General features: G+C 60.7%; 19 protein-coding genes. 8 read left to right on the top strand and 11 right to left on the bottom strand.

Annotated features, from left to right (window positions below):
- Positions 1-4: 4 nt before the first annotated feature.
- Positions 5-895: an ABC transporter ATP-binding protein gene (locus AS9A_RS21540; protein ID WP_013809287.1), complete on the top strand. Its 891-nt coding sequence runs from the start codon at positions 5-7 to the stop codon at positions 893-895.
- Positions 892-2091, top strand: a complete 1200-nt coding sequence (locus AS9A_RS21535) for an ABC transporter permease (protein ID WP_013809286.1) — start codon at positions 892-894, stop codon at positions 2089-2091. The genes AS9A_RS21540 and AS9A_RS21535 overlap by 4 nt, the downstream gene beginning before the upstream one ends.
- Positions 2092-2104: 13 nt before the next feature.
- Here the strand turns inward: AS9A_RS21535 and AS9A_RS21530 are convergent, their stop codons facing one another.
- Positions 2105-2503 carry a DUF5313 family protein gene (locus tag AS9A_RS21530; protein WP_041451279.1) on the bottom strand — a complete coding sequence of 133 codons (399 nt, stop codon included), beginning with the start codon at positions 2501-2503 and terminating at the stop codon, positions 2105-2107.
- Positions 2500-2958 carry a MarR family winged helix-turn-helix transcriptional regulator gene (locus AS9A_RS21525; RefSeq protein WP_013809283.1) on the bottom strand — a complete coding sequence of 153 codons (459 nt, stop codon included), beginning with the start codon at positions 2956-2958 and terminating at the stop codon, positions 2500-2502. The genes AS9A_RS21530 and AS9A_RS21525 overlap by 4 nt, the downstream gene beginning before the upstream one ends.
- A gap of 221 nt (positions 2959-3179) precedes the next feature.
- Between AS9A_RS21525 and glsA the strand changes: the two genes are divergently transcribed.
- The 3 genes from glsA to AS9A_RS21510 all read left to right on the top strand — a co-directional run bounded on the left by glsA (position 3180) and on the right by AS9A_RS21510 (position 7759).
- Positions 3180-4439, top strand: coding sequence for a glutaminase A (gene glsA / locus AS9A_RS21520; protein WP_041451278.1), 1260 nt, complete (start codon positions 3180-3182; stop codon positions 4437-4439).
- Positions 4440-4550: 111 nt separating this feature from the next.
- Positions 4551-5672 carry an acyltransferase family protein gene (locus AS9A_RS21515; RefSeq protein ID WP_013809281.1) on the top strand — a complete coding sequence of 374 codons (1122 nt, stop codon included), beginning with the start codon at positions 4551-4553 and terminating at the stop codon, positions 5670-5672.
- 101 nt (positions 5673-5773) lie between these two features.
- Positions 5774-7759, top strand: coding sequence for an aconitate hydratase (locus tag AS9A_RS21510; RefSeq protein ID WP_013809280.1), 1986 nt, complete (start codon positions 5774-5776; stop codon positions 7757-7759).
- Here the strand turns inward: AS9A_RS21510 and AS9A_RS21505 are convergent.
- Complete coding sequence (locus AS9A_RS21505) at positions 7734-8201, bottom strand: SRPBCC family protein (RefSeq protein WP_013809279.1); 468 nt, start codon at positions 8199-8201, stop codon at positions 7734-7736. The two genes, AS9A_RS21510 and AS9A_RS21505, sit on opposite strands and share 26 nt — an antisense overlap.
- Positions 8202-8341: 140 nt before the next feature.
- On the opposite strand from AS9A_RS21505, the gene AS9A_RS21500 reads away from it, so the two are divergent.
- A complete protein-coding gene (locus tag AS9A_RS21500; protein ID WP_041451277.1) occupies positions 8342-8872 on the top strand; it encodes a mycothiol transferase in 531 nt (176 codons plus the stop codon).
- 115 nt (positions 8873-8987) lie between these two features.
- On the opposite strand, the gene AS9A_RS21495 is transcribed toward AS9A_RS21500, so the two are convergent.
- Entirely contained in the window at positions 8988-10328 is a 1341-nt protein-coding gene (locus AS9A_RS21495; protein WP_013809277.1) for a lipase family protein, read from the bottom strand.
- A gap of 112 nt (positions 10329-10440) precedes the next feature.
- On the bottom strand, positions 10441-12033 hold the full coding sequence (locus AS9A_RS21490) for an AMP-binding protein (RefSeq protein WP_041451276.1): 1593 nt from the start codon (positions 12031-12033) through the stop codon (positions 10441-10443).
- 75 nt (positions 12034-12108) lie between these two features.
- Here AS9A_RS21490 and AS9A_RS21485 point away from each other — a divergent pair, with 75 nt between their 5' ends.
- Positions 12109-13335 carry a PucR family transcriptional regulator gene (locus AS9A_RS21485; protein ID WP_237707853.1) on the top strand — a complete coding sequence of 409 codons (1227 nt, stop codon included), beginning with the start codon at positions 12109-12111 and terminating at the stop codon, positions 13333-13335.
- Positions 13336-13419: 84 nt separating this feature from the next.
- On the opposite strand, the gene AS9A_RS21480 is transcribed toward AS9A_RS21485, so the two are convergent.
- Both AS9A_RS21480 and AS9A_RS21475 read right to left on the bottom strand, forming a co-directional pair.
- Complete coding sequence (locus AS9A_RS21480; protein WP_013809274.1) at positions 13420-14520, bottom strand: DNA alkylation repair protein; 1101 nt, start codon at positions 14518-14520, stop codon at positions 13420-13422.
- 56 nt (positions 14521-14576) lie between these two features.
- The gene (locus tag AS9A_RS21475; protein ID WP_041452361.1) at positions 14577-15539 is read right to left on the bottom strand and encodes a DUF1648 domain-containing protein; all 963 of its coding nucleotides are present in this window, start codon (positions 15537-15539) and stop codon (positions 14577-14579) included.
- A gap of 162 nt (positions 15540-15701) precedes the next feature.
- On the opposite strand from AS9A_RS21475, the gene AS9A_RS21470 reads away from it, so the two are divergent.
- On the top strand, positions 15702-16460 hold the full coding sequence (locus AS9A_RS21470; RefSeq protein ID WP_049793812.1) for an SDR family oxidoreductase: 759 nt from the start codon (positions 15702-15704) through the stop codon (positions 16458-16460).
- 12 nt (positions 16461-16472) lie between these two features.
- Here AS9A_RS21470 and AS9A_RS21465 read toward each other — a convergent pair whose 3' ends face one another.
- The 4 genes from AS9A_RS21465 to AS9A_RS21450 all read right to left on the bottom strand — a co-directional run bounded on the left by AS9A_RS21465 (position 16473) and on the right by AS9A_RS21450 (position 21056).
- Positions 16473-17375: a LysR family transcriptional regulator gene (locus tag AS9A_RS21465; RefSeq protein WP_013809271.1), complete on the bottom strand. Its 903-nt coding sequence runs from the start codon at positions 17373-17375 to the stop codon at positions 16473-16475.
- On the bottom strand, positions 17372-17725 hold the full coding sequence (locus tag AS9A_RS21460; RefSeq protein WP_013809270.1) for a PLD nuclease N-terminal domain-containing protein: 354 nt from the start codon (positions 17723-17725) through the stop codon (positions 17372-17374). The genes AS9A_RS21465 and AS9A_RS21460 overlap by 4 nt, the downstream gene beginning before the upstream one ends.
- A gap of 83 nt (positions 17726-17808) precedes the next feature.
- Entirely contained in the window at positions 17809-19050 is a 1242-nt protein-coding gene (locus tag AS9A_RS21455; protein WP_013809269.1) for an alpha/beta hydrolase, read from the bottom strand.
- Between the two features lie 8 nt (positions 19051-19058).
- On the bottom strand, positions 19059-21056 hold the full coding sequence (locus AS9A_RS21450) for an SDR family oxidoreductase (RefSeq protein WP_041452358.1): 1998 nt from the start codon (positions 21054-21056) through the stop codon (positions 19059-19061).
- Positions 21057-21061: the final 5 nt, after the last annotated feature.

Below are 21061 nucleotides of genomic sequence, written 5' to 3'. Positions count from 1 at the left end.
CCTGATGCTTGAGATTGACGGGCTGTGCAAAAAGTATGGTGACATCACTGCGTTGCGGGACGTCACCTTTGACGTTCGTCCAGGGGAGATCCTTGGGTTCGTTGGCAGCAACGGGGCAGGAAAATCAACCACCATGCGGATCGCGCTGGGGGTGCTGACTGCGGATTCCGGCCAAGTGCGACTCGACGACCGGCCGATCGATTTCGCCACCCGGAAGACGATCGGTTACATGCCGGAGGAACGCGGCCTCTACCCGAAAATGAAAGTGGCCGATCAGTTGGTCTTCCTGGCCGAACTCCATGGGATGACCCGCAAAGAGGCTTTCCTCAGTATGGAACGCTGGACGGACCGTCTCGGTCTTGAAGACAAGCGGGGCCGTGATGTTCAGGAACTGAGTCTAGGGAATCAACAGCGTGTGCAGCTCGCGGCGGCTCTCGTTCACGACCCGGTAGTTCTGGTTCTCGATGAGCCCTTCTCCGGTCTTGACCCGGTTGCTGTCGACGTGATGAGTGAGGTACTTCGCGAGAAGGCACGACTCGGTGCGCCCGTGGTTTTTTCGAGTCACCAGCTGGATCTCGTGGAGCGCCTGTGTGACCGGGTAGGCATCATCGTTCGTGGTGAGATGCGAGCTATCGGCTCGGTCGAGGAATTGCGTGCGCGGGGAAAGCGTCAACTCGCCGTGAGCGCGCCGAACGCCCCGACCGTGTGGGCCGAGCAGATTCCAGGGGTTCGGCTGCTGTCATCCAACGGAAATGCAGTGTCTTTGCTTGAACTTGAGGATCACGTCGACGACCAGTCGGTCCTTCAGGCCGCGCTGGCTCACGGCCCGGTGCGGCATTTTGCTGCGCATCGCCCGACGTTGACTGAGCTCTTCCGAGAGGTGGTTTCCGAATGACCCGAAAGAATCAGTCCCGCAATGTCATATGGCTCGTATTCCGCAGAGAGTTCCTGGCGCAGGTTCGAACGAAATCATTTGTCGTAGGCACTCTGGTGACGGTCGCCATCATAGTGGGCGCCCTAGTTGCGTTCTCGATCTTCCGGGGCGACGGGGAAGCGGAGCCATCTCAGATTGCGCTGACTGGCGACGCGCCACAGTTGGCGCAGGTGATCGGTGAGACGGCAACCGCGATGGAGGTACCCGTCGAGGTCGAGGAAGCCGCCTCCGATGAGGAGGCTCGAGCGCTGGTCGAATCGGGCGATGTCGAGGCTGCACTGCTGGCCAATGCCGATGGCAGTTACACGATCGTGAGTGACGACGAACCGGATCCGATGCTGCGCACCATCCTCGAGACCGCAGTCTCGGCCCTTGCGCTGGATCAGGCTTTAGGCGCGCAGGGCGTTGATGCTGCGGCGTTGCAAAATGCAGTCGACACTGCCCAGGTTTCCGTGGAAACCATCGCCCAGCCGGATCCAGAGCGTGGTGAGCGGATCATCATGTCCTGGGTGGCGTTGTACCTGCTTTTCGGCACGGTCATGGGATACGGCATGTATGTGGCGATGGGTGTGACCGAGGAGAAGTCGAGCCGGATCGTCGAGCTGCTTCTCTCGACTATCCGGCCGCTGCAGCTGCTGTGGGGCAAGATCCTCGGAATCGGCGCTGTCGCGCTGCTGAGCGTGGTGACATATGGCGTCGTCGGAATCGTGGCCGCTCAGCTGCTTGGCTTGCTCACCGTGACGACGACGGCACTATCGGTCTTCGCTGCCACCGTCATCTGGGTAGTGCTCGGGTTCGTGTTCTTTGCGACGCTCTATGCGGCCGCGGGTTCGCTGGTTTCGCGTCAGGAGGAGATGCAGCAAGCCGCATCGCCGCTGATGATCATTCTCATGGCGTGCTTCGGCATCAGCATTCCCGCAATTTTCAACCCAGAGGGGACGTTGAGCAATGTGCTGGCTTGGATCCCGCCGTTCTCCGCGTTCGTGATGCCGGTTCGGACCGCTGCGGGGGTGACGTCACCTCTCGAACTAGCAGGTTCGATCGCGGTCATGGTGATTGCATGCCTGGTCGCGTCGATTCTCGCAGCACGGATCTATCAGCGGACGGTGCTGACGACCGGCTCGCGAATTTCGTGGGTGAAGGCGTTGCGCGGCTGAGTCATCACGAGTGTCATGGATCAGACCGGTAGTGACGCTGATACCGCGCTTTCTCAGCTTCGAACTGCTGAATCTTGCGTCCGTTTTGCAGGTCAGCGGGAAGGCCATGCCGTTGGAGCCGCCTTTTGCGGTTGGGCTCCATGTAGGCGGCGGAATAGAAGAGGGCAAGAAGCAGGCCGAGGAGGACGACCCCGCCTCTCAGAGCTAGCGGGCCCGGTAGGAGAAGACCCGCGCCAAACAGGGGCAGAAATGGGACCATGCCGCGAATGAGATGGCGGGCCACCGCGTGGTCGCCAGTGAGGTCGTTACGCACCCACTCCTGCATCGAGGGCGGCAGGGTGCGCCCGAATGAGTAGCCGATCCACTGGAGGGGTCCGGGTCGTTTCCTTGTGGGCTTTCGCGTTGCTGTCATCGTGGGAGGGCACCTGCTTTCAGGGCAGCTTGATTGATGTGTGTGAGTGCCCGGTGCAGGTCTTCGAGTGCAGCTTCGCTGACTCCTAGTCGCCCCACTACCGCTGGAGGAATCTTCTCGGCCTCCGCACGTAGCGCCCGGCCCTTTTCTGTGAGCGTGACGGCGAGTTGCCGCTCGTCGTCCCTGCTGCGTTCCCGCATGATCAGGTCCGCCGCCTGGAGCCGCTTGAGTAGCGGCGATAGCGTCGTCGAATCCAATTGGAGCGCCTGGCCGATGCTCTTGACCGTGCGTGGTGATTGCTCCCAGAGGGCAAGCATCACAAGGTATTGCGGGTGTGTGAGACCCATCGGCTCGAGCAGGGGGCGGTAGACAGCGAGTACGCCACGGTTCGCGACTGCGAGGGCGAAGCACACCTGCCGGTCGAGTGCGAGAGGGTCAGTTTCGGGGTTGCTCACGAAGGTAGCATAGCATAGCGCACGATTAGATGGTGCACGATCTAATCGTGTACCTGGCTGTTTACTCCTCGGCGGGAAGGCCGCATGCTTGCCGGCCACGTTCGGCTGCGCTGATTGAATGCTCTATTGCCATCCTTTGGTCCCCCAGCTTGTGGATTCTGTCGTCGGAAGATGGTGCGGAGTCGGGGATTGGGGTGGAAGCCACGGGGTAGACCAGATCCATGAAGTCTCCGGTGCCTGACTATCTCGAGCACGTTCTCAAGCGCTACGCGCCTGACCACAGTGGTGAGGTGAAAGATGCGTACCGGAATGCCCCCGAGTGCGACCCTGACCAACTGGCGATCGCAATAACCACGGTCGAGGGCGCGACGTATTGCGCCGGTGACGCCGACAACCACTTTCCTATCGAGTCGATGTCCAAACCCTTTACCTACGGACTCGCGCTCGAGGATTCGGGAGAGGACGCAGTACATCGCAAGATCGGTGTCGAACCGTCAGGCGATGCGTTCAACGAGATCTCTCTGGAGCCCTCGACCGGACGCCCATTTAACGCGATGATCAATGCAGGTGCGATAGCCGCACATGCTCTCGTTTCCGGTGCCGATTGCGACGAGCGGACAGCCCGAATCCGGCAGCACTACAGTCAGCTTGCGGGCCGGGAACTTAGCTTTGATGAGTCGGAGCACAACGTGGCGCATCGCAACCTCGCGATCGGGCATATGCTGCGCACAGTTGACGTGCTCGAGGAAGAACCAGCCGAAGTGGTGCGCGGCTATACCTGGCAGTGTGCCTTCTCGGTGACGACGCGTGATCTGTCGCTGATGGCTGCGACGTTCGCGAATGGTGGCCTGCAGCCCATCTCTGGGGACCGACTGCTCAGCCGCGCCACGGTGCGTCAGGTGCTCAGCGTGATGCTGACCTGCGGCATGTATGACGCCGCCGGGGACTGGATGTCAGCTGTTGGAATCCCGGCGAAGAGTGGCATCGCTGGCGGCATCATCGGCGTCCTGCCTGGCCAGTTGGGTATCGCCGTCTACTCGCCGAGGGTGGATAGCCGCGGCAACAGCGTTAGGGGCGTCGAACTATTCGAACATTTGTCCCGGGACATGGAGCTCCACTTGATGGAGACCCCGCCGATAGGCCGCTCGGTGTTCCGCGCCAGCGGTGTTCGCGGCACTGCGCTGTGCTATCAGCTACAGGGTGCAGTGCGGTTTGCAGGTATTGAAGCCGTGGTGCGCGAGGTTGAGCAACGCGAACAAGAGGACCTCGCGATCATTTTCGACTTCGTCCGCGTCACCGGCTTCAGCGATGTAGCGCGTCGCCTGACGTTCGAACTGGTTCGCCGACTTGTGACAGATGATCACGCGTCGATAGTGCTTGTTGATCCCGATGGCGTGCTGGGGACACCCGAGGACGGTGCCGAGCGCTGGCCGACTGTGGTCGATTCACTGGAAAGAGCTGATGCCCTGATCGGTCAGTGAGCGGCATCGCAATGTGACCTTGGTTGCAAAGCTCTTCAACTTACCTTTACGTGCGCATAACTTTCTAAGGGGATTCTTAAGTCATCGCGCATAAAAAAGGGAGTTGATCCGATGCAGTCGGCACAGCCAACGCAGAGTTCTCTGCCGCTACCGACTGTTGCCGTGGATGCTCCCGAACCCCAGAGAATCAAGCCACGAGTTGAATGGGTAGACCTTGCGAAAGGTCTGACGATCACACTTGTCGTGCTGCTGCACGCTGTGGGAATGCTGGTCCGGAAGGACCTCACGCCTGAGTTCTGGCGTGACATCAACGCGTTTCTTCAGCCTATCCGGATGCCCTTGTTCTTTGCGGCTTCAGGATTGTTCGCGCAGGGCATGATCTCGATGACCTGGACGAAAATGATGCGCAGCCGTGTCGCACACCTCTTTTACCTGTACACGGTGTGGTTGTTGATGTTCTTCGTTGCCCACAACTTGCTGCCTGAGGAAGTGCGCCACGGGGGTTATGCGAAATTCGAGGCGGTGATTCGCGGCCTGTATCTGCCGAGCAGTGCCTTGTGGTTCATCTACGGGCTCGCGGTTTTCGCGATCGTCGCGAAGCTGATCTCGCGGTTCCCGCTGGCCGTGCAGTTCGGGTTCGCCGTTGCCTTGTCGATCTCCGCGTACGGGCGGTACGGCTTCTTCGCCGACATCGGTTTCGGATGGCGGAACATGGCGATGTATTTCGTCTACTTCCTTCTGGCGCTGCACGCGAAGCAGCTTGTCGTAGCATTCAGTCGTCTCGCGAAGGGCTGGACGGTCCTGGTAGCGCTGGCCGCCTATGCTGCCGTGTACGTCCCCATCGTCAAGCTCAATGTTTTCGACGCGCGCGAACTGCGGCTGCTCGTCACCACCATTGGCCTGGGCCTTGGCGTTCTGGTCGCAGCCTGGCTTGTCGGCACTATGGTCGGCAATGTATTCCAGAGCATCGGGACCCGGACACTGCCGGTCTACGTGATGATGGACATTCTCATCGCGGTCGTCGTGGCGCTACTGCTGAAGGTGCCGGTCCTCACCGCACTGCCAGGCGTGGGCGCCGTGCTTCCACTGCTCGTCACAGCCTCGGTGGTCATCCTCGCGCTGACCGCACACAAGCTCATCCTCCTAGCGCGGATGGATTTTCTCTTCGAACTGCATCCGCGACTCAGGGGTATCGCTCCGGCGAAGCCGCGTGCGCAATTAACAACTCCGTAGCGGAGTACCGCGACGATTAGAACTCCTCCAGTCGGGTACACGACAAAGGACGCCCGTTTGCACTTAAGCAGTTGGCGCTGAGCCGCCTGGAGGAGGCACTGATGGCTGATGCCCCACAACCCCGCAACGTTGCCCAGAAGCTCATTGCTGAGCATCTTGTCTCGGGCGAGATGACGCCCGGGGAGGAAATCTCGCTACGTATCGACCAGACACTGACGCAGGATGCGACTGGAACGCTGGTCATGCAGGAACTCGAAGCACTCAAACTCGATCGTGCCCGCACCGAAGTCAGTGTGCAGTACGTGGATCACAACCTACTGCAGGCCGACGAGAAGAACGCGGAGGACCACGAGTTTCTGCGTACCGCGAGCCAGCGTTACGGATTGTGGTTCTCAAAAGCGGGGAACGGTGTTTCCCACCCGACCCATATGCAGCGGTTCGGCATTCCGGGGAAGACGCTTGTGGGTTCTGATTCACACACCCCGGCCGCCGGCTCACTGGGCATGCTCGCGATCGGAGTCGGAGGTCTCGAGGTCGCTTTGGCTATCACGGGGGAGCCGCTCTATCTGCGCATGCCGGAAATCTGGGGCGTCGAGGTTACGGGAGAGCTACCGCCGTGGTGTTCGGCGAAGGACGTTATTCTCGAAATGCTTCGCCGCCACAGCGTGAAGGGCGGGCTTGGCCGCATCATCGAGTATCACGGACCGGGCCTAGCGAATCTCACCGCTATGGACCGCCATGTCATCGCGAACATGGGGGCGGAACTGGGCGCGACCACCTCCGTGTTCCCCGCGGACGATGCGGTACTGGAATTTCTGCGCGTGGAGGATCGTGAAGGCGATTTTCAGGAGCTTCTTGCTGACGAGGGCGCCACGTATGACGTTGAGGAACACATCGACTTGTCGGAGATCGAGCCGCTCATCGCGAAGCCGTCCGCGCCTGACAACGTGGTTCCCGTCCGCGAGGTCGCAGGTGAGCCAGTAAGTCAGGTAGTTCTCGGCTCGTCAGCCAATCCCGGTCTCCGTGATTTCGCGATCGCGGCTGCGATGGTCGCGGGGCGCCAAATTGATTCTTCCGTGAGTTTCGACGTCAATCCGACCTCTCGCGAAATCCTGACGGACCTTACGAACATGGGGGCCACCGCGGAGCTCGTGATCGCTGGGGCGCGAATCCACCAGTCCGGTTGCATGGGTTGCATCGGGATGGGGCAAGCACCGGCAGTCGGCCGAAATTCGCTGCGGACATTTCCGCGGAACTTCCCGGGGCGCTCGGGGACAAAGGAAGATTCAGTGTGGTTGTGCTCTCCGGAAACGGCGGCTGCTTCTGCGCTGACGGGCAAAATTACTGATCCCCGCGAGTGGGCGAAAGACGTTGGTCTTGATTATCCGGCACTTGATTTGCCTGCGCGCGCCGCAGTCAACACCGCGATGCTCGTCGCGCCTCCCGAAAAGGAGGAAGCGCTGAAGATTGAGCCAGTGCGGGGCAAGAACATCAGCGCGCTGCCTGATTTCCCGGCTTTGCCGGACAAGCTTGAAGCCCCGGTGATGCTCAAGGTGGGCGACAACGTGTCGACCGACGAAATTTCACCAGCAGGAGCGCAGGCCCTGCCGTTCCGCTCGAATGTTCCAAAGCTAGCCGAATTCACGTTCACGAGGGTGGATGAGACGTATCCCGAGCGCGCCGCAAAAACCGCAGGGAAGGAGGGGCACATCATTGTCGGTGGCGACAATTACGGCCAGGGATCGTCGCGTGAACACGCGGCAATAACCCCGCGGTACCTGGGGTTACGCGCGGTTATCGCGCAGTCGTTTGCCCGTATCCACTGGCAAAATCTCGCCAACTTCGGCATCGTTCCCCTCGAATTCGTCAATCCCGAAGATTACGAGCAGATCGACGCTGACGATGTGATCGTCATCGACGGAGTTCGTGACGCGCTGCAGAGCGGTAAGGAACTAACTGTGCACAACGCGACAAAAGGGGTTGATATCCCGGTGCGTCACCGCATGTCGACGCGCCAGGTTGAGGGCGTCGTTGCGGGCGGTCTTATTCCCTCACTCGCCTTCAAAGACGCTCCGCCTCACGCTTGAGCTTGGCAAGGCCCTTCTCGAAGTCCTTCCCGATCATCTTGTCCATTCCGCCGAAGAGCACCATGACGCGCGAGAAGATGCTCTTGGCTCCCACCATTGTCCAGGTCACTTCAGAATTGTCGCCTTTCCTGGTGATGGTGAATGAAGTTGTGTTCTCCGATTTGAACGGTTTCACGAAGGTGAGCGCGATGCGGACCTTGGAGGGTGTGATGGCCTCGATGATTCTCATCCGGCCTTTGCCTGCTTTCTTGTTGCCGGACCACGAGTACTCGGCGCCCTCTCCGGCCTCCGCGCCCGAAAAGTTCCGTTCCATGTTGGGATCCAGTTCCTCCCACGGTGACCATTTCGGCCAGTTGTGGAAGTTCGACAGCAATTCGTACACGGTGGTCGGCGGCGCACCGATCGTGGCGGAACGGCTAACTGTGAAGGTGTTTTCGCCCATGATGACTCCTGATGGATCGCCAAGCGACTGGATCAGTGCTGCAGCTCAAATCTAGTGCGAGGATGGTTTCAGCACCTAACACACAAGAGTATTAAGGAGTATTGGGAAAAGCCAAGATTTTCCAAGAGAGGCGGATAATCATGAGTTCTGAGAGTGCGCCGGTGACGAGGCTCCTGCTCGATTCGTTTGGGCGAATCCGCGAGCTCGTCGAAGACATCACCGCGGACCTGCCGGATGCGATTGCGGTCTACCGTCCCGACCCCGGCGCCAACTCGATGTCGTGGTTGCTGTGGCATCTCGCGCGTGTGCAGGACGACCACATTTCAGGGTTAGCGGGGGTGGCGCAGGCCTACACCGAGTGTGGCTGGGCGGGACGTTTCGGCCTCCCGTTCGACGACGCGGACATCGGCTATGGCCACAGCAGCGACGACGTAGGCAAGGTGACCGCAGGGGCGCAACTAGTTGCGGAATATCACGCCGACGTCCACGAGCTAACTCGGCGCTACATCGAAACTCTCACCGCCGACGAGCTGGACCGCGTCGTCGACGAGGCCTGGGACCCTCCTGTCACCGCCGCCGTGCGGATCGTCAGTGTCGAAGGTGATTGTCTGCAGCACTTAGGGCAGGCAGCGTACATCAAAGGGATGGCGCTGCGTGCGGGCATCCGTTAGCTAGCCCTGGAGATCGTTCCTGTCCAGGCTGCTCCGCCGCCGATGACAATCGCAAGGTATGTGCCTTTCTAAGGTGAATCGTAGATTCCCCAAGAAAGGCATCACGAGTTTCAGTTCAGGCGCCAGGGAAGTCCGGGGGAAGTGGCGCGAAGTCTTCCTTGACTCGCGGTCCCGGTGGCAGCCCTCGCAGGATCTCGCTGATCCATACCAATGCAGGCGGGTATCCGACGACGGCGTTCGTGATGTGTTCCGGTATTGGCGAGGTGTAGAAACGCAGGTCCGCTCCGTTATCCCAATACTTTTGCACGGTCGGCAGGACCGTGGATTGTGGAACGAGTTCATCCCATACCGAGTGCCACCACAGGACGGGACTGTCCGGAACGTGCTGGCCGAGGCTGTTCGCTCGAAGAACCTCCAGAACGGCTGGGGTAGAGGCGAGCGACCTTCCCGGCTGGAAGTACTCGTCGATCGGCCGGTACACGCCGGTAAGGGCTGCGGTGTACACGCAGCGGCTCTGCAGGTCGGCCACGATCTGCTGGCCCTCGACAGTCAGAAGTTCGCTGGCGTCGAACGCATCCGGATAATGGTGTGAAAGGGCCGCGAACCCCAGCCACATTGTGAAGTTGGCAGTGCCAGTGAGTCCGGGCTGCGCTGTCGTGGCGAATTCTGACAATGCCACGAGATCTCCGGGGGTGCCCCCGATGGCGGTGCCACTCAGATGCACATCCGGTGCGTAGCTCTGCCGGAGTTCGGCAGCGCGGATCGATCCAGACCCGCCACCCGAGTAGCCGTACAAGGCTATTGCTGAATCCGACAGCCCTAACGTGGTGTCATTCTTCACCGCCCGGAGGCTGTCGAGGACCATTTTCCCCTCGTCATATGTGTTGAATGTGTTGAACTTTCCGCCGAAGTCAGGAACGTTGATGGCGAAACCTTGCGCTAGCCAACCGGCTAATAGCGGCATTTCTTTCATCGTGCCGACCTGGAGCGTATGCGAGGGGTTGCACGATGAATCGGTCGAATCGATGGCTTCCTGAAACGAGACAACTGGCCGAGGACTTCCGGTCCACGGAATGCCGGGAACAATAACCGAGGTGGCGGTCACGATCGGATTGCCGTGAACATCGGTCGAGCGAAACAGCAGTTGCCGGGTGTGGACGGGGAATGGTACACCCAGTATCCGGGTTTGGACCTCCCGTGTTCGTACGATTTGGCCAGGAGCCAGATCTGCCATATTCGGCGGGTCGGCGTACCAGGGATCTTTGTCAGGAACCGGAATGGGGAGAAGGTCGTAGAGTTCTGGTTCGGAGGGTAGCTGGGGCAGCTGATTCTGGCTGGGTGGGAATGACGGAGGGAACTCCGGGTCGGCGGCGGCTACCCCGCCACCTGCCACAACGCCCACGACGGTGAGCAGGGCCACCGTCCGCATTGCCCACCATCGGCTCGTACTGATCATCTCGGGGTATCTCCTATCTGTTTCCGAATCACCCTTCGGCGGCTCGCTTGGTGTGGATCGTGACGCTCCGGGATTCAGCGACCGGCAGGAAATCGGTGGCAGCGCCCGCGTATCACTCAGTTCGGGCTTCTGCTGTGAGCGTGGTCATCGCCCGACGATCGATTTTCCCGGCGGTGGTTCGCGGTATCTCGTCCACGAACAGAACGTCGCGGGGAACCTTGAATCGCGCGAGTTCGGAGCGGACGTAATCGCGGACAGCGTGAGCATCCAGGTCTGGATTGGACCGGACAATCACTGCCGACAAACGCTGTCCGAACTCCTCGTCGGGCACTCCCGTGACAGCAGCCTCCGTGATTTCGGGATGCGCATAGAGGGCGGCCTCCACTTCGCCCGGGAACACGTTCTCACCGCCAGAGACGATCATGTCGTCGTCGCGTCCATCCACGAAGAGCAGTCCCTGTGAATTCCAATGCCCGACATCACCGGTGGACATCAGGCCGTGAGCAACGCTCTTGCTTCCACCTGAGGAGTACCCCTGGAACGAGATCGAGTTACCGACGTGGATGGTGCCTTTGCGGCCGGGGCTGTTTACGATCTTGCCGTCCGTATCGACCAGTGCCACCGTGATGCCGAGCGGTGGTCGACCGACGGTTCCCGGCGCCGCGATCCAATCCTCGGGCGTAGCAATGGAGGCGGTTCCCGTCTCAGTGCACCCGTAGTAGTTGTAGACGACGGATCCGAAGTGGGCTATGGCCCGATCTCCGAGGCTTGGCGCCAGTGCAGCTCCGGCTGTGAAAATGACTGACACACTGTCGGTTCGCCGACGGTTGATGTCCGAGCAGTCGAGGATACGTCGGAGCATCGTTGGTACGAGCACCACTGCGTCGCATCGGTGTGCCTCGATTTGTTCTAAAGCGAGCGCGGCATTGAACCGCCCGTGAAGAACGATCGTGCAGCCAAGATTCACGGCAATGATGAATTGTGACAACGCAGTTCCGTGAAACAGTGGTGCGCACAGCAACACTGTCTGTGCGCTACGAAGCGGGACGCGGTCCAGGAACTGCGCAGCGGCGAAGGTGGACCCGACCTCGCGAGGAGCGCCTTTAGGAGTCCCGGTCGTCCCTCCGGTGAGGAGGACAAACTGGCCCTGTCTCGAAGGGCGGGAAACGGCGTCGCTGTTCTCGAAGTCTCGGTTATGGGGGACTGCAGTACTCAGCCTGGTGATGTCCGGCGGAAGTGCGGCGACCATCGCGTTGAATTCGTCATCTGATACCACTGCCGATATGCGTTCACGAGCCGCAACATCAACGAACTGCCTAGAGCTGAATCCAGTGTTCATGAGTACCAGCCTGGATCCGACTTTCGCGGCGGCGACCATCCCCTCGACGAGTCCACGGTGATCCCTGCACATCACCGCGATCACCGACGTCTCATCGATGCCAAGGGCGCGCCATCGGTGTGCGATCCCGTTGGTGAGAAGATCAAGCTGCGCGTAGGTGAGGGCGCCCTCCCTGTCTACGAGTGCGATTCGATCACCATGCCACCGCGCGCCGGTCGTGATTCCACTCGCAATTGGGCCGAGAGTTTTTAGCGCGCTAGATTTTTGCCGCACCCGCAGCGGACGTTTGAGGTCGATGATTCCACTGCGCTGCATCACGGCAATCTGTTGTCCTCGAAGCCGGGCTGATTCGACGACCGTGCGCATTGAGATCAAAGTATGTACTCCCTTGTAAACGGCTGCTGTGCTACTGATCACACATCAGGCCGGTTCGTTGCGACAATGACGAATCGACAAACTTGCGGAGCCGCGGTTGTGCAAATTGGCAACGGCTGGGAGTGTGCATTGATGGAAGCGAATTCGACGGCCGTGCCGAACTCGACATTGCGTAGCCGGCTGAAAGCCGCAATCGATTGGTATGCGAGCCAGGGCGGACCGACTTATCAGCGTGTGCCGAGCGAGCTGGTGGCAAGTGACTTTTTCGCCGGGATTTCACACAACGTGGAAGCGTTGGTCACATTTCTCGAAACCGGGAAGCTTCCGACGGCGCATGAGCTGCGAACTATCACCGACCTGGCAATGACCCGTCTAGCCAGCGGTGCCACGCTCAGTGAGCTCACTGGTGCCTACCAGGCCGTATCCGCGGCTTTGTGGCGTCGTGTAGTGGCCGAATCGAGTCCTTCTGAGCGCGCCGCGCTGGCGGAGCAAATGCCACGGGTAGCCGAGTACATTTTTCAGGTGGTATCACTCATTGCTACTGAGGCAGCGTACCGATCCGGTGACCCGCTATCGGATGTGCGTGAGCGGAACCGCGCCGCCGCCGATGCACTTCTGCAGTCGGGAGAAGCCACGGGGCTATTCGATGTCGGGCCCAACGCGAACTACACGATTGCAGTGTTCCAACTCGTCGGCTCCTCATCCGCCGGATCTGACATTGGGGACCTAAAGGCTCGGATCGAAGCTATGGCGAATGCGTATTTGCGCCTCGACCTGAACGGGTGGGTCGTCGTGCACTGGTCCTCCGGGAGCGCCGCCTCCGCGGTAGCTAGCTTCCGCGAGAAGCTCGAACATGCGCGCGCACACACATCAGTTCAGTGCTGGGCCGGCATCGCATCATCCACAACTGCCCACGGCGTGCCCGGAGCGTATCGCAGGGCAGCCGGCCTTGCGGCAACCGCGCAGAAGCTCCGACGAGCGGATTTCGTAGTGGACCTAGCGCAACTGGCGATCGAATACCTCAGTGCAACAGCAGGACCAGACATTCCGGCACTGGCCGCGATCGTGGAGCCGCTCTCTCACTCCGACCCAGTTTTCGGGGAAACGCTGCGGATCTTCTTCGACACGAACTGCAACCAGCTCGCAACTGCCCGGGCAATGCACGTCCATCGCAACTCCGTCACTTACCGATTGGCAAAAGTTCATGCCCTGACTGGCCTGAATCCGCTGAACTTCGCCGAAGCAGCATCGCTGCATGCTGCCTTGATCGCACTGCGAATGCTGCAGGAGTAGCCGACCCTCTACGTTGTTGCTGAAATGCACAACCACTGACCGTTCTAGCCAAGCACTTTGCTCATACGGCGCCGCGGTAGCAGCTCAGACTGGCCCAGAGTCATCTCGCATCACCAGTGTGAACTCCTGCGATCCACGTGAAATCCCGTTGACCTGGAGTTCAAGGAGATGAGCTCCGGGGTAGTATCGGCGCGTGGAGATTGGCCGTATGGGGTGCCGCCGCCTCACGCTCCACGTGTCGCCCGGTGCGACAGTGCGAGATGACAGCTTGAAGACCTTCGGTGAGCGTGATCCGTTGGCCTTCACGTGATGAATAATGTAGTCCACCGCGATGGGTGCATCGGATTTCCCACGATTCGTGATCGCGAAGCTGAACTTCAGTGCCTCGCCGAGATGAATGACGTCCTCGTCCACGACAGGTCCACTGACATCAATCTCAACGTCGGACGAGTAGCCGAGCAGCGCCAAGGCACCAAGGTCACCTGCCTTGATCCGCGAACGCAGCCCGTGCCGGACCGTCTTCAGGGTGTTGCCGTCCGGTTCTGCCAGCCACCGCGCGGCTGTTTTCACGGCGACCTGCGGATGGTCTTTGCTGATGTCATTGAGGTGATTCGCCACAGAGCGACGGACATACTCCGACGAATCGCGGTAAAGCGCATCGAGGATCGGCAGTGCTGGCGACGGATCAGCCATCAGCGCTGGTATTCGCGCTGCCCACGGCAGCCTAGGGCGCGTTCCTTCCGAAGCGAGGCGCCGCACGTGCGGGTCGTTATTCTCGGTCCAGGGCACGATTACGTCGAGCGCACGATTCAGGTCAGCGTTGAGGAAATGCCTGATCGCGGTCTCAGCCGTTAAACGTGGGGTCAGCTGGGCAAGGAGCTTCAGCGCCGGTTCGAATTCTTGGAGCCCGCGCGCCGCTACCGCCTCTGTGACAGGCATGATCATCCAGCCGTTGAATGCCGGATCGGTCAACGCTGTCTCGATCGCTGTTTTAAAGCGCAGAAAATCAGCAGGGAGGTCGACCAGGATCGCATCTCGGACAAGCGCAACGCGCTCGCTGAAAGTCTTGCCGGATAGCGCAACCGATGCCGAGTCGACGGCTTCCGCGCGACTACCAGTGTCTCGCAGACATTCCGAAAGTTGCTTGACCGCATCTGAACTGAGCATCTCATCTGCTGTGGGCACGCCTACAGCCTTCCTGATCTAGGACGATTTGTCGCTCAAAGGCGGGCCGAACGTTCTCAGTACTCCCGTCCAGAATCAGCGGCACTGTTCAGCACCCCGGCCATCTCCGTCGCTTGAGAAGCGGTGACGGTGAAAGTCTGATCCGACGCCGTGGTAACAACGACCGCAGGGCCGCGGCGAAAAACTAAGCCGTACTGGCCTTTCCCCCGAATGCGCAGTCCGTAGCCGCCAAACTCCGCTGCCGGTGACACCTGTTTGACTTCCGCTTTGACGATTTCCTCCGTGCGAATGTCGAACGCGGTCAGTCCCGCCATGCGGGCCCGCATCCCCGATCCGTCGACGTCGACTTGGCTCCGCAGCAAAAGCAGGATGAGAAGAGCGAGCGGAATGAAAACGAAAAGAGCCCAAAGGGTCTCGGACACCACAGACAACACGAGGCCGAGACCCACCAGGGGCACAACGATAAGTGCCTGGAGTTTCGCTGACGCAGTGAGCGACTCGTGGATGCGCGACACGGCCTGTCGAGGCAGATGGGACGGTGGCCGCCTTTTCGCTTGCACTCGTACACGGCCGTCTCTCAGTTGGCGCGCAAATAGAACGCCTACCGCCAGGCCCGCGAGCGTGTACAGACCCGCAGGCCAGAGGGGCAGGGCCGCAGCGGCAGGATCAGCGAGATCAAGCTGGACGGCAAGGGAACTAATCCAGATACCTGTGAGGAGAGCAGTGACAGTTATCGCGACGATGAGCATGATCTGCCGCAGGGCCAGAAGGGAACGCCCCATCGCCGCGATACCGCCACACGCCGCGCCGGTCAGCGCAGTGATCCCCGCCATCATCCAGGCGCCCGGCCACAACGCGCCAAAACGATCGGGACTGCCTGCCGCATCCCAGTGCTGGGCGACTTCAGCCGGCAGCCGTGGCTCCCACACCCGCGTCAGGACGAGAATGAGCACCGCCGCACCAATGGGTATCAGTAGACCGCCAGCAAACCCAATCGGGTCGAAACGGCGTGCATGCATTTTGCCCCCTGGTAGTGCCACAAACTTTCGTTGTATATCCCGAATGTAGTCGCGGATCTGCGAGTACATTCCGGTAGCACTACCAATTCTTTCTGTTTCCCGTCCTCACTGCCCGCTCCTAGCGTGGAGTCGGCAAGCATGCCGCGAGGAAAGGAATTTGTGATGACTGCAAGATCTGTTTCAGGCAAGGTCGCGCTGATCGCCGGTGGGGCGAAGAATCTAGGGCGGCTGTTGAGCACCGGATTCGCCGAAGACGGGGCACGTGCAGTGGTGATCCACCACCACAATGCGGAAACGAAGGATGCAGCTGCAGAGACAGCAGAACTTGTGCGGGCAGCGGGCGCCGAGGCACTCGTTGTCGACGGCGACCTGACGAGACCGGGCAACGTGACGGCCCTCTTCGAGCGGGGAATCGAGGAGTTCGGCGGGATCGATATCGCGGTGAACACGGTAGGCCGGGTACTCCGTAAACCGATCGCCGAAACCACAGAAGACGAGTACGACTTGATGTTCGACATCAACGCCAAGTCGGCGTTCTTCTTCATCAAAGAAGCTGGGCTGAAGCTCAACGACAATGGATCGATCATCACAGTGGTCACGTCGTTGCTGGCAGCCTTCACCGACGGGTACTCGACGTATGCGGGCGGGAAAGCGCCTGTCGAACACTTCTGCCGGGCTGCCGCGAAAGAACTCGCGCCCCGGGGGATCTCAGTGTCGAACGTTGCTCCAGGGCCAATGGATACGCCGTTCTTCTACGGTCAGGAGACGCCCGAGCGGGTTGCCTTCCACAAGTCGCAAGCGATGGGAAATCAGCTCACACAGATCGACGACATCGCTCCGATCATCAAGTTCCTGGCAACGGATGGCTGGTGGATCACGGGACAGACGCTGTTCGCCAACGGCGGCTACACAACTCGTTAGCGTCTCCGCGACTCATTCGACTGGGGTTGCTGCGCGAACGTCGTCGAGGAAGGTCCTCGCCCACGAAGAAAGCCCGGCGCGCAGCCACACAGCCTCGATTGGGGCGTACGCGGGCGGCTCGAGTTCCACCACCTGGACTGCTCCATCAAGCATGAGGCCAGGTCTTTCTGTGACAAATGCGACCCGTTGATTCCCGGCGACTGACGTAGCTGGCGGCAACCCCTGATTCGGTGAAATCGACACCCTCGGCTCGAAACCCGCAGACCTGCACAGCGCCGTGAGGAAAGCGGTATACCCGGAAGCGCCGGGCGGAGCCCAGATGACAATCTCTTGATCTCGGAGGTCGCTGAACTGAACCTTTTCTCGGTGGGCGAGTGGATGATCGGCCGCCATAGCGATACGTAGGCGGTCGAAGCGCACAGGCGCGGAGGCGAAAGCCGATGATTCCGGGGTGAGGCTAGGCGCTATTCGCAAGAGGGCAACGTCGGCGCGGCCACTTGTGAGACTACCTTCGAGTTCTCGCGGGTAAATCTGCTCAACGATGATCGTGGTGTCTGGATGCGCTGATCGGAACCCGTCGAGCAGTCGATACACCTCATCCGTGGTGATGGCGGGCGAGTGTGCGAGTCGCAGTTGAGGCGGTGAATTTGCCGCGACGTCGCGTAGCCGCCTCTCGACCGCGTCGGCCGCAGCCAGCAGCGGTTTAGCTTCGGTGTAGAGAAGTTTGCCAGCTTCAGTCAGGAGCAGCTGGCGAGGCGACCGGTCGATCAGTGTGACTTTGAGCTGCCGTTCGAGTTCGCTCAACGACGCGCTGAGCGCCTGCTGACTGGTGTGCAAGCGCTGGGCTGCTCGTGTCACATTGAGCTCTTCCGCGATGACGACGAACGCGGCGACCCGTCGGAGGTCCAGCGTCATTCCTGGCCGTTCTTCCGCGGGTCTTCTCTGCCTTTGCGGCGCTGTTCCTCGGCACGTTCACGGCAGCGGCGCAAGAATTCCTCATCCGCTTCCGTGTTCTGCGCGATATGCCGCCCAGGCCGGTCGTACTCCGGGTAGCGCGACCCGAAAGGGTCCTTTCGGCGCGCCGAGAAACCGTCGTTCGGGCGTCCCGCGACAACCCACGCGACGCCACCAGCGAGGGGGAGAATAACGACCAGCAGGATCCACGCGATCTTGGGCATATTGCGGACGCGGTGCTCATCGGTCGTGATGACGTCGATAAGGCAAATGATCCACACAGCGGTGACGATGAGCATCAGGTACGGCACAGATTCTCCTCCGAATTCCCGCTGAGATCGAAACGATCACACCACGAGCTCACGTAATCGGCAACTAGGTTCGGAAAACCGCTTCAGTGAGTGGGCTTCTGGTTCTGTGTGCAGTGTTCCCGCCACAAGACGTCCAGGAACAGGTGAACTGAATCGAGGACGCGGATGGTACGCACGGAGGGGATCATGTCGAAAGCGTGCTGTCCGCCGGGGAGTTCCGTGTAGTGCGTCGGCTGGGCGGAGATCTCCTGCAGCCTACGTACGAATCGTCTCGCTTCTTCAACCGTGATGAGCGAATCGTTCACTCCGTGAATGACGAAGAAAGGGGGAGCGCCGCGCGTGATCCGATGGAGCGGTGATGCCTGCCGAAACGGTTCGGGATCCTCGCCACGGCGGCGTTTGAACACCATGCGCTGCACGACCCAGCGCACCCCTGGACTTAGCACACGCTCGTCGTCAACGAAATCGTAGACACCGTAGAACGGCACACACGCGGCGACAGTTGTGTCCTCGTCCTCGAAACCTGGTTGCAGTGCAGGGTCGTTGCCGGTCAGGGCTGCCAGAGAGCTGAGGTGTCCCCCGGCCGAACCCCCAGTGATCGCGATGAAGCCCGGGTCGATGCCGAACTCGTCTGCATGTGCGCGGACGTACGCGATGGCCCGCTTGACGTCTGTGATGTGCGCTGGCCAAGTGGCGCGGGGACTTAACCGGTAGTCGACGTTGAAGCCGACCCACCCGTTAGCGGCGAGATGCCCAATTAAAGGCAAGCCCTGCTGTTTCCGCGAGCCAGTCGTCCAGCCGCCACCGTGCACGTTCATAATCGCGGGCCGCTTACCGGGGTACGGCTTCTTAGGGAGGGTGGCATCGAGTTTGAGTTCGAGATTTCCGATGCGGTGGTAGGTGATGTTGTTTCGTTTCTCCACGTCTCGCCGCCACCACGCCAACGGGGGCAGAAGCACATGGAGACGCGGGTACTGGTGGCGTTCTTCGATGAACTGTCCCGGGAGACGAGGATTCACTGTAACGGGTGTCGTGAGCGCTTTGACACCGGGTGCAAGTATCAGCGTCACACCGGCGAGGAGCGTCACCGCGCCGGCCCAGCCTACCGTTGATCCCAATGCGCCAGCCCAGATAAGAACCGCGCCTACGAGCACAAACAACACGCTGAAGTGCAAAGCGAGCTCAGTGAGGAACCATGCGAGTGGCCAGCTGAAGAACATGATGCGGCCGCGTGTCCGCGGCCACCGCGAGTTCACTGCCAATACCACCGCGATAACCCCGAGGGTCAGCAGCAAAAAAGAGGGAACTGGCACACCAAGAAACACGGTCGCTCCTATAGGGCCCGCCACAGCATCCGGGTTACCGTTCCCGCGACCGCTGCGAGTGGGTCGTGCCGTCGAAGTTCGCGCGCTTCGGGGGCGGTCTCAGGGGTGCCCTGAAATGAACCGAGGTGACTGAGGACCAAGCTCGTGCGCGGTGCGATGGCTTGAGCGGCGTGCAACACGGACCCCGCAGGCACACCTACAGTATCCCCGCCCTTCTCTAAGGCCCGAATCACGAGGCTCGCCGCTTGTTCGGGTGCGAGGCGCGGAATCCCCCGATTGGCCGCTTCGCTGGGAGCGATCATTTCAGTCCCCACCAGAGGCATGCGGACGGACGTGAACGTCACGCCGTCGGCGAGCAGGTCCCTGCCTGCGATGCGTCCGAACTCTTCGAGGGCAGCTTTTGACGCCAAGTATGCGGAGTAGCGCGGTGGATGCCCTTGCAATCCCTGCGTGGATACGTTGATGACGCGGCCGTACCGCTGGCTGATCATGGCGGGAAGTAGCGCGAGTGTGAGGCGCACGGCTGCAAAGTAATTAAGCGCCATCGTGCGTTCGTAGTCGTGGAAACGGTCAGTCGACAACTGAACGGAGCGCCGAATCGATCTGCCTGCATTATTCACCAGTACGTCGACGGCGCCGAAGTCGTGCAGCACTTGCTTGGCGAGGTCGTCGATGGCGTCGCTATCAGTGAGATCGCAGGGGTAGGCGGTGGCTTCGCCGCCCGCTGCGACGATCTCGCGGCATAGCTCGCTCAACTCTTCGGCGCGGCGGGCCACGAGGATGAGGCGCGCGCCGCGTCGCGCTGCGCGGAATGCGGTTGCCCGGCCGATACCGGACGATGCACCGGTTATCAGGACTGTGCGCCCCTTTAATGGATCACGGTGCGATCGTTTGCGGGCCCTGTCCGGATCGAGGTTTGTCGCCCAGTAGCGGTAGAGAATGTCCGCATACGTGCGGAGTTCCGGCGCGACGATGCCGCTTCCACTGAGGTGTTGCTGAGTCGCTGTCGTATCAAACCGCACTTCACCGAACAGGATCGGCAGCAGGTCTGGGGGTAGTCCGATCTCGGTGAGCACCGCCGTCGTCGCGCCCGATGTGCGTGAGTTCTTGTGGGACGCGCGGGCCAGGCGCTTGCTGGAGTCCTGCAAGATCCGAGTGGCGGCGCGACTGACTGCTCGGGGCGCGTTCGCTCTGATACGTGGGGCACCAGCAGCTTTCGCGAACGCGTTGTACACCTCGGTGGTGGACTGCGGCTTCGGGGCGCCTAAGTGGTAGGTGGCGCCAGAGGGTGCGTCCATGTGCGCAAGGTGGTCGATTGCTGCAGCGACGTAGTCGACCGGCACGATGCTCGTCACGCCCACACGTGGTGCCGCGATGGGTAGCTGCGACGGAAAATGCGCGAGACGGGAAAATATGGGAAACAGGTAGTACGGCCCATCGATCTTGTCCATCTCCCCGGTTCGCGAGTCACCGACCACGGCCCCCGGCCGGTAGACGCGGTACGGCACCTTCCCTTGCTCTCGCACCAAGCGTTCGGCTTCGTACTTCGTGGCATGGTAGGGCGAAGGGAAATCCTGTCCTAGGTCGAAATCCGACTCTCGGAAGGGTCCTCGATAGTTGCCCGCTACAGCAATCGAAGAAACATGGTGGAGCAACTTTGCGCCGTTGTGCTCCGCGAACCCAATGACGTTGCTCGTGCCGACGGCGTTGGCTGTGTGGTTCTCGTCAGCCGATGCCGTCACGTCGTAGAGTGCGCCGAGGTGGAACACATGGTCGTATGCGGGCAGTTTCTGTGCGTCGGCGATGCCTAGTGCGTCGCTGCTGAGATCACCGATGACCGGTGTGACACGCGAACTGTCTGGCCACTGTGTCTTCAGTTCGTTGAGTCTCTGAACGGATTGTGCCCGGACGAGAACGTGGACGTGTGCGTCCGTTCTCTGGAGCAGCAAAGGGATGAGACGTCTCCCGATGAAGCCGGTGCCGCCGGTAACAAAGTAGTTAGGCATCGCAA

The sequence above is a fragment of the Hoyosella subflava DQS3-9A1 genome, from assembly GCF_000214175.1.
Taxonomy (GTDB): domain Bacteria; phylum Actinomycetota; class Actinomycetes; order Mycobacteriales; family Mycobacteriaceae; genus Hoyosella; species Hoyosella subflava.
Note: the sequence above shows the minus strand (reverse complement) of the source record. Positions and strands in the feature narration are given on the sequence as shown.

Bases quoted from the DNA above. Each gene is read 5' to 3' on its own strand.
- AS9A_RS21515 (WP_013809281.1), top strand. From the start codon at position 4,551: ATGCAGTCGGCACAGCCAACGCAGAGTTCTCTGCCGCTACCGACTGTT.
- AS9A_RS21505 (WP_013809279.1), bottom strand. From the start codon at position 8,201: ATGGGCGAAAACACCTTCACAGTTAGCCGTTCCGCCACGATCGGTGCG.
- AS9A_RS21485 (WP_237707853.1), top strand. From the start codon at position 12,109: ATGACGAATCGACAAACTTGCGGAGCCGCGGTTGTGCAAATTGGCAAC.
- AS9A_RS21495 (WP_013809277.1), bottom strand. From the start codon at position 10,328: ATGATCAGTACGAGCCGATGGTGGGCAATGCGGACGGTGGCCCTGCTC.
- AS9A_RS21470 (WP_049793812.1), top strand. From the start codon at position 15,702: ATGACTGCAAGATCTGTTTCAGGCAAGGTCGCGCTGATCGCCGGTGGG.
- glsA (WP_041451278.1), top strand. From the start codon at position 3,180: ATGAAGTCTCCGGTGCCTGACTATCTCGAGCACGTTCTCAAGCGCTAC.
- AS9A_RS21490 (WP_041451276.1), bottom strand. From the start codon at position 12,033: ATGCGCACGGTCGTCGAATCAGCCCGGCTTCGAGGACAACAGATTGCC.
- AS9A_RS21540 (WP_013809287.1), top strand. From the start codon at position 5: ATGCTTGAGATTGACGGGCTGTGCAAAAAGTATGGTGACATCACTGCG.
- AS9A_RS21450 (WP_041452358.1), bottom strand. From the start codon at position 21,056: ATGCCTAACTACTTTGTTACCGGCGGCACCGGCTTCATCGGGAGACGT.
- AS9A_RS21465 (WP_013809271.1), bottom strand. From the start codon at position 17,375: ATGACGCTGGACCTCCGACGGGTCGCCGCGTTCGTCGTCATCGCGGAA.
- AS9A_RS21530 (WP_041451279.1), bottom strand. From the start codon at position 2,503: ATGACAGCAACGCGAAAGCCCACAAGGAAACGACCCGGACCCCTCCAG.
- AS9A_RS21535 (WP_013809286.1), top strand. From the start codon at position 892: ATGACCCGAAAGAATCAGTCCCGCAATGTCATATGGCTCGTATTCCGC.
- AS9A_RS21500 (WP_041451277.1), top strand. From the start codon at position 8,342: ATGAGTTCTGAGAGTGCGCCGGTGACGAGGCTCCTGCTCGATTCGTTT.
- AS9A_RS21510 (WP_013809280.1), top strand. From the start codon at position 5,774: ATGGCTGATGCCCCACAACCCCGCAACGTTGCCCAGAAGCTCATTGCT.
- AS9A_RS21475 (WP_041452361.1), bottom strand. From the start codon at position 15,539: ATGCATGCACGCCGTTTCGACCCGATTGGGTTTGCTGGCGGTCTACTG.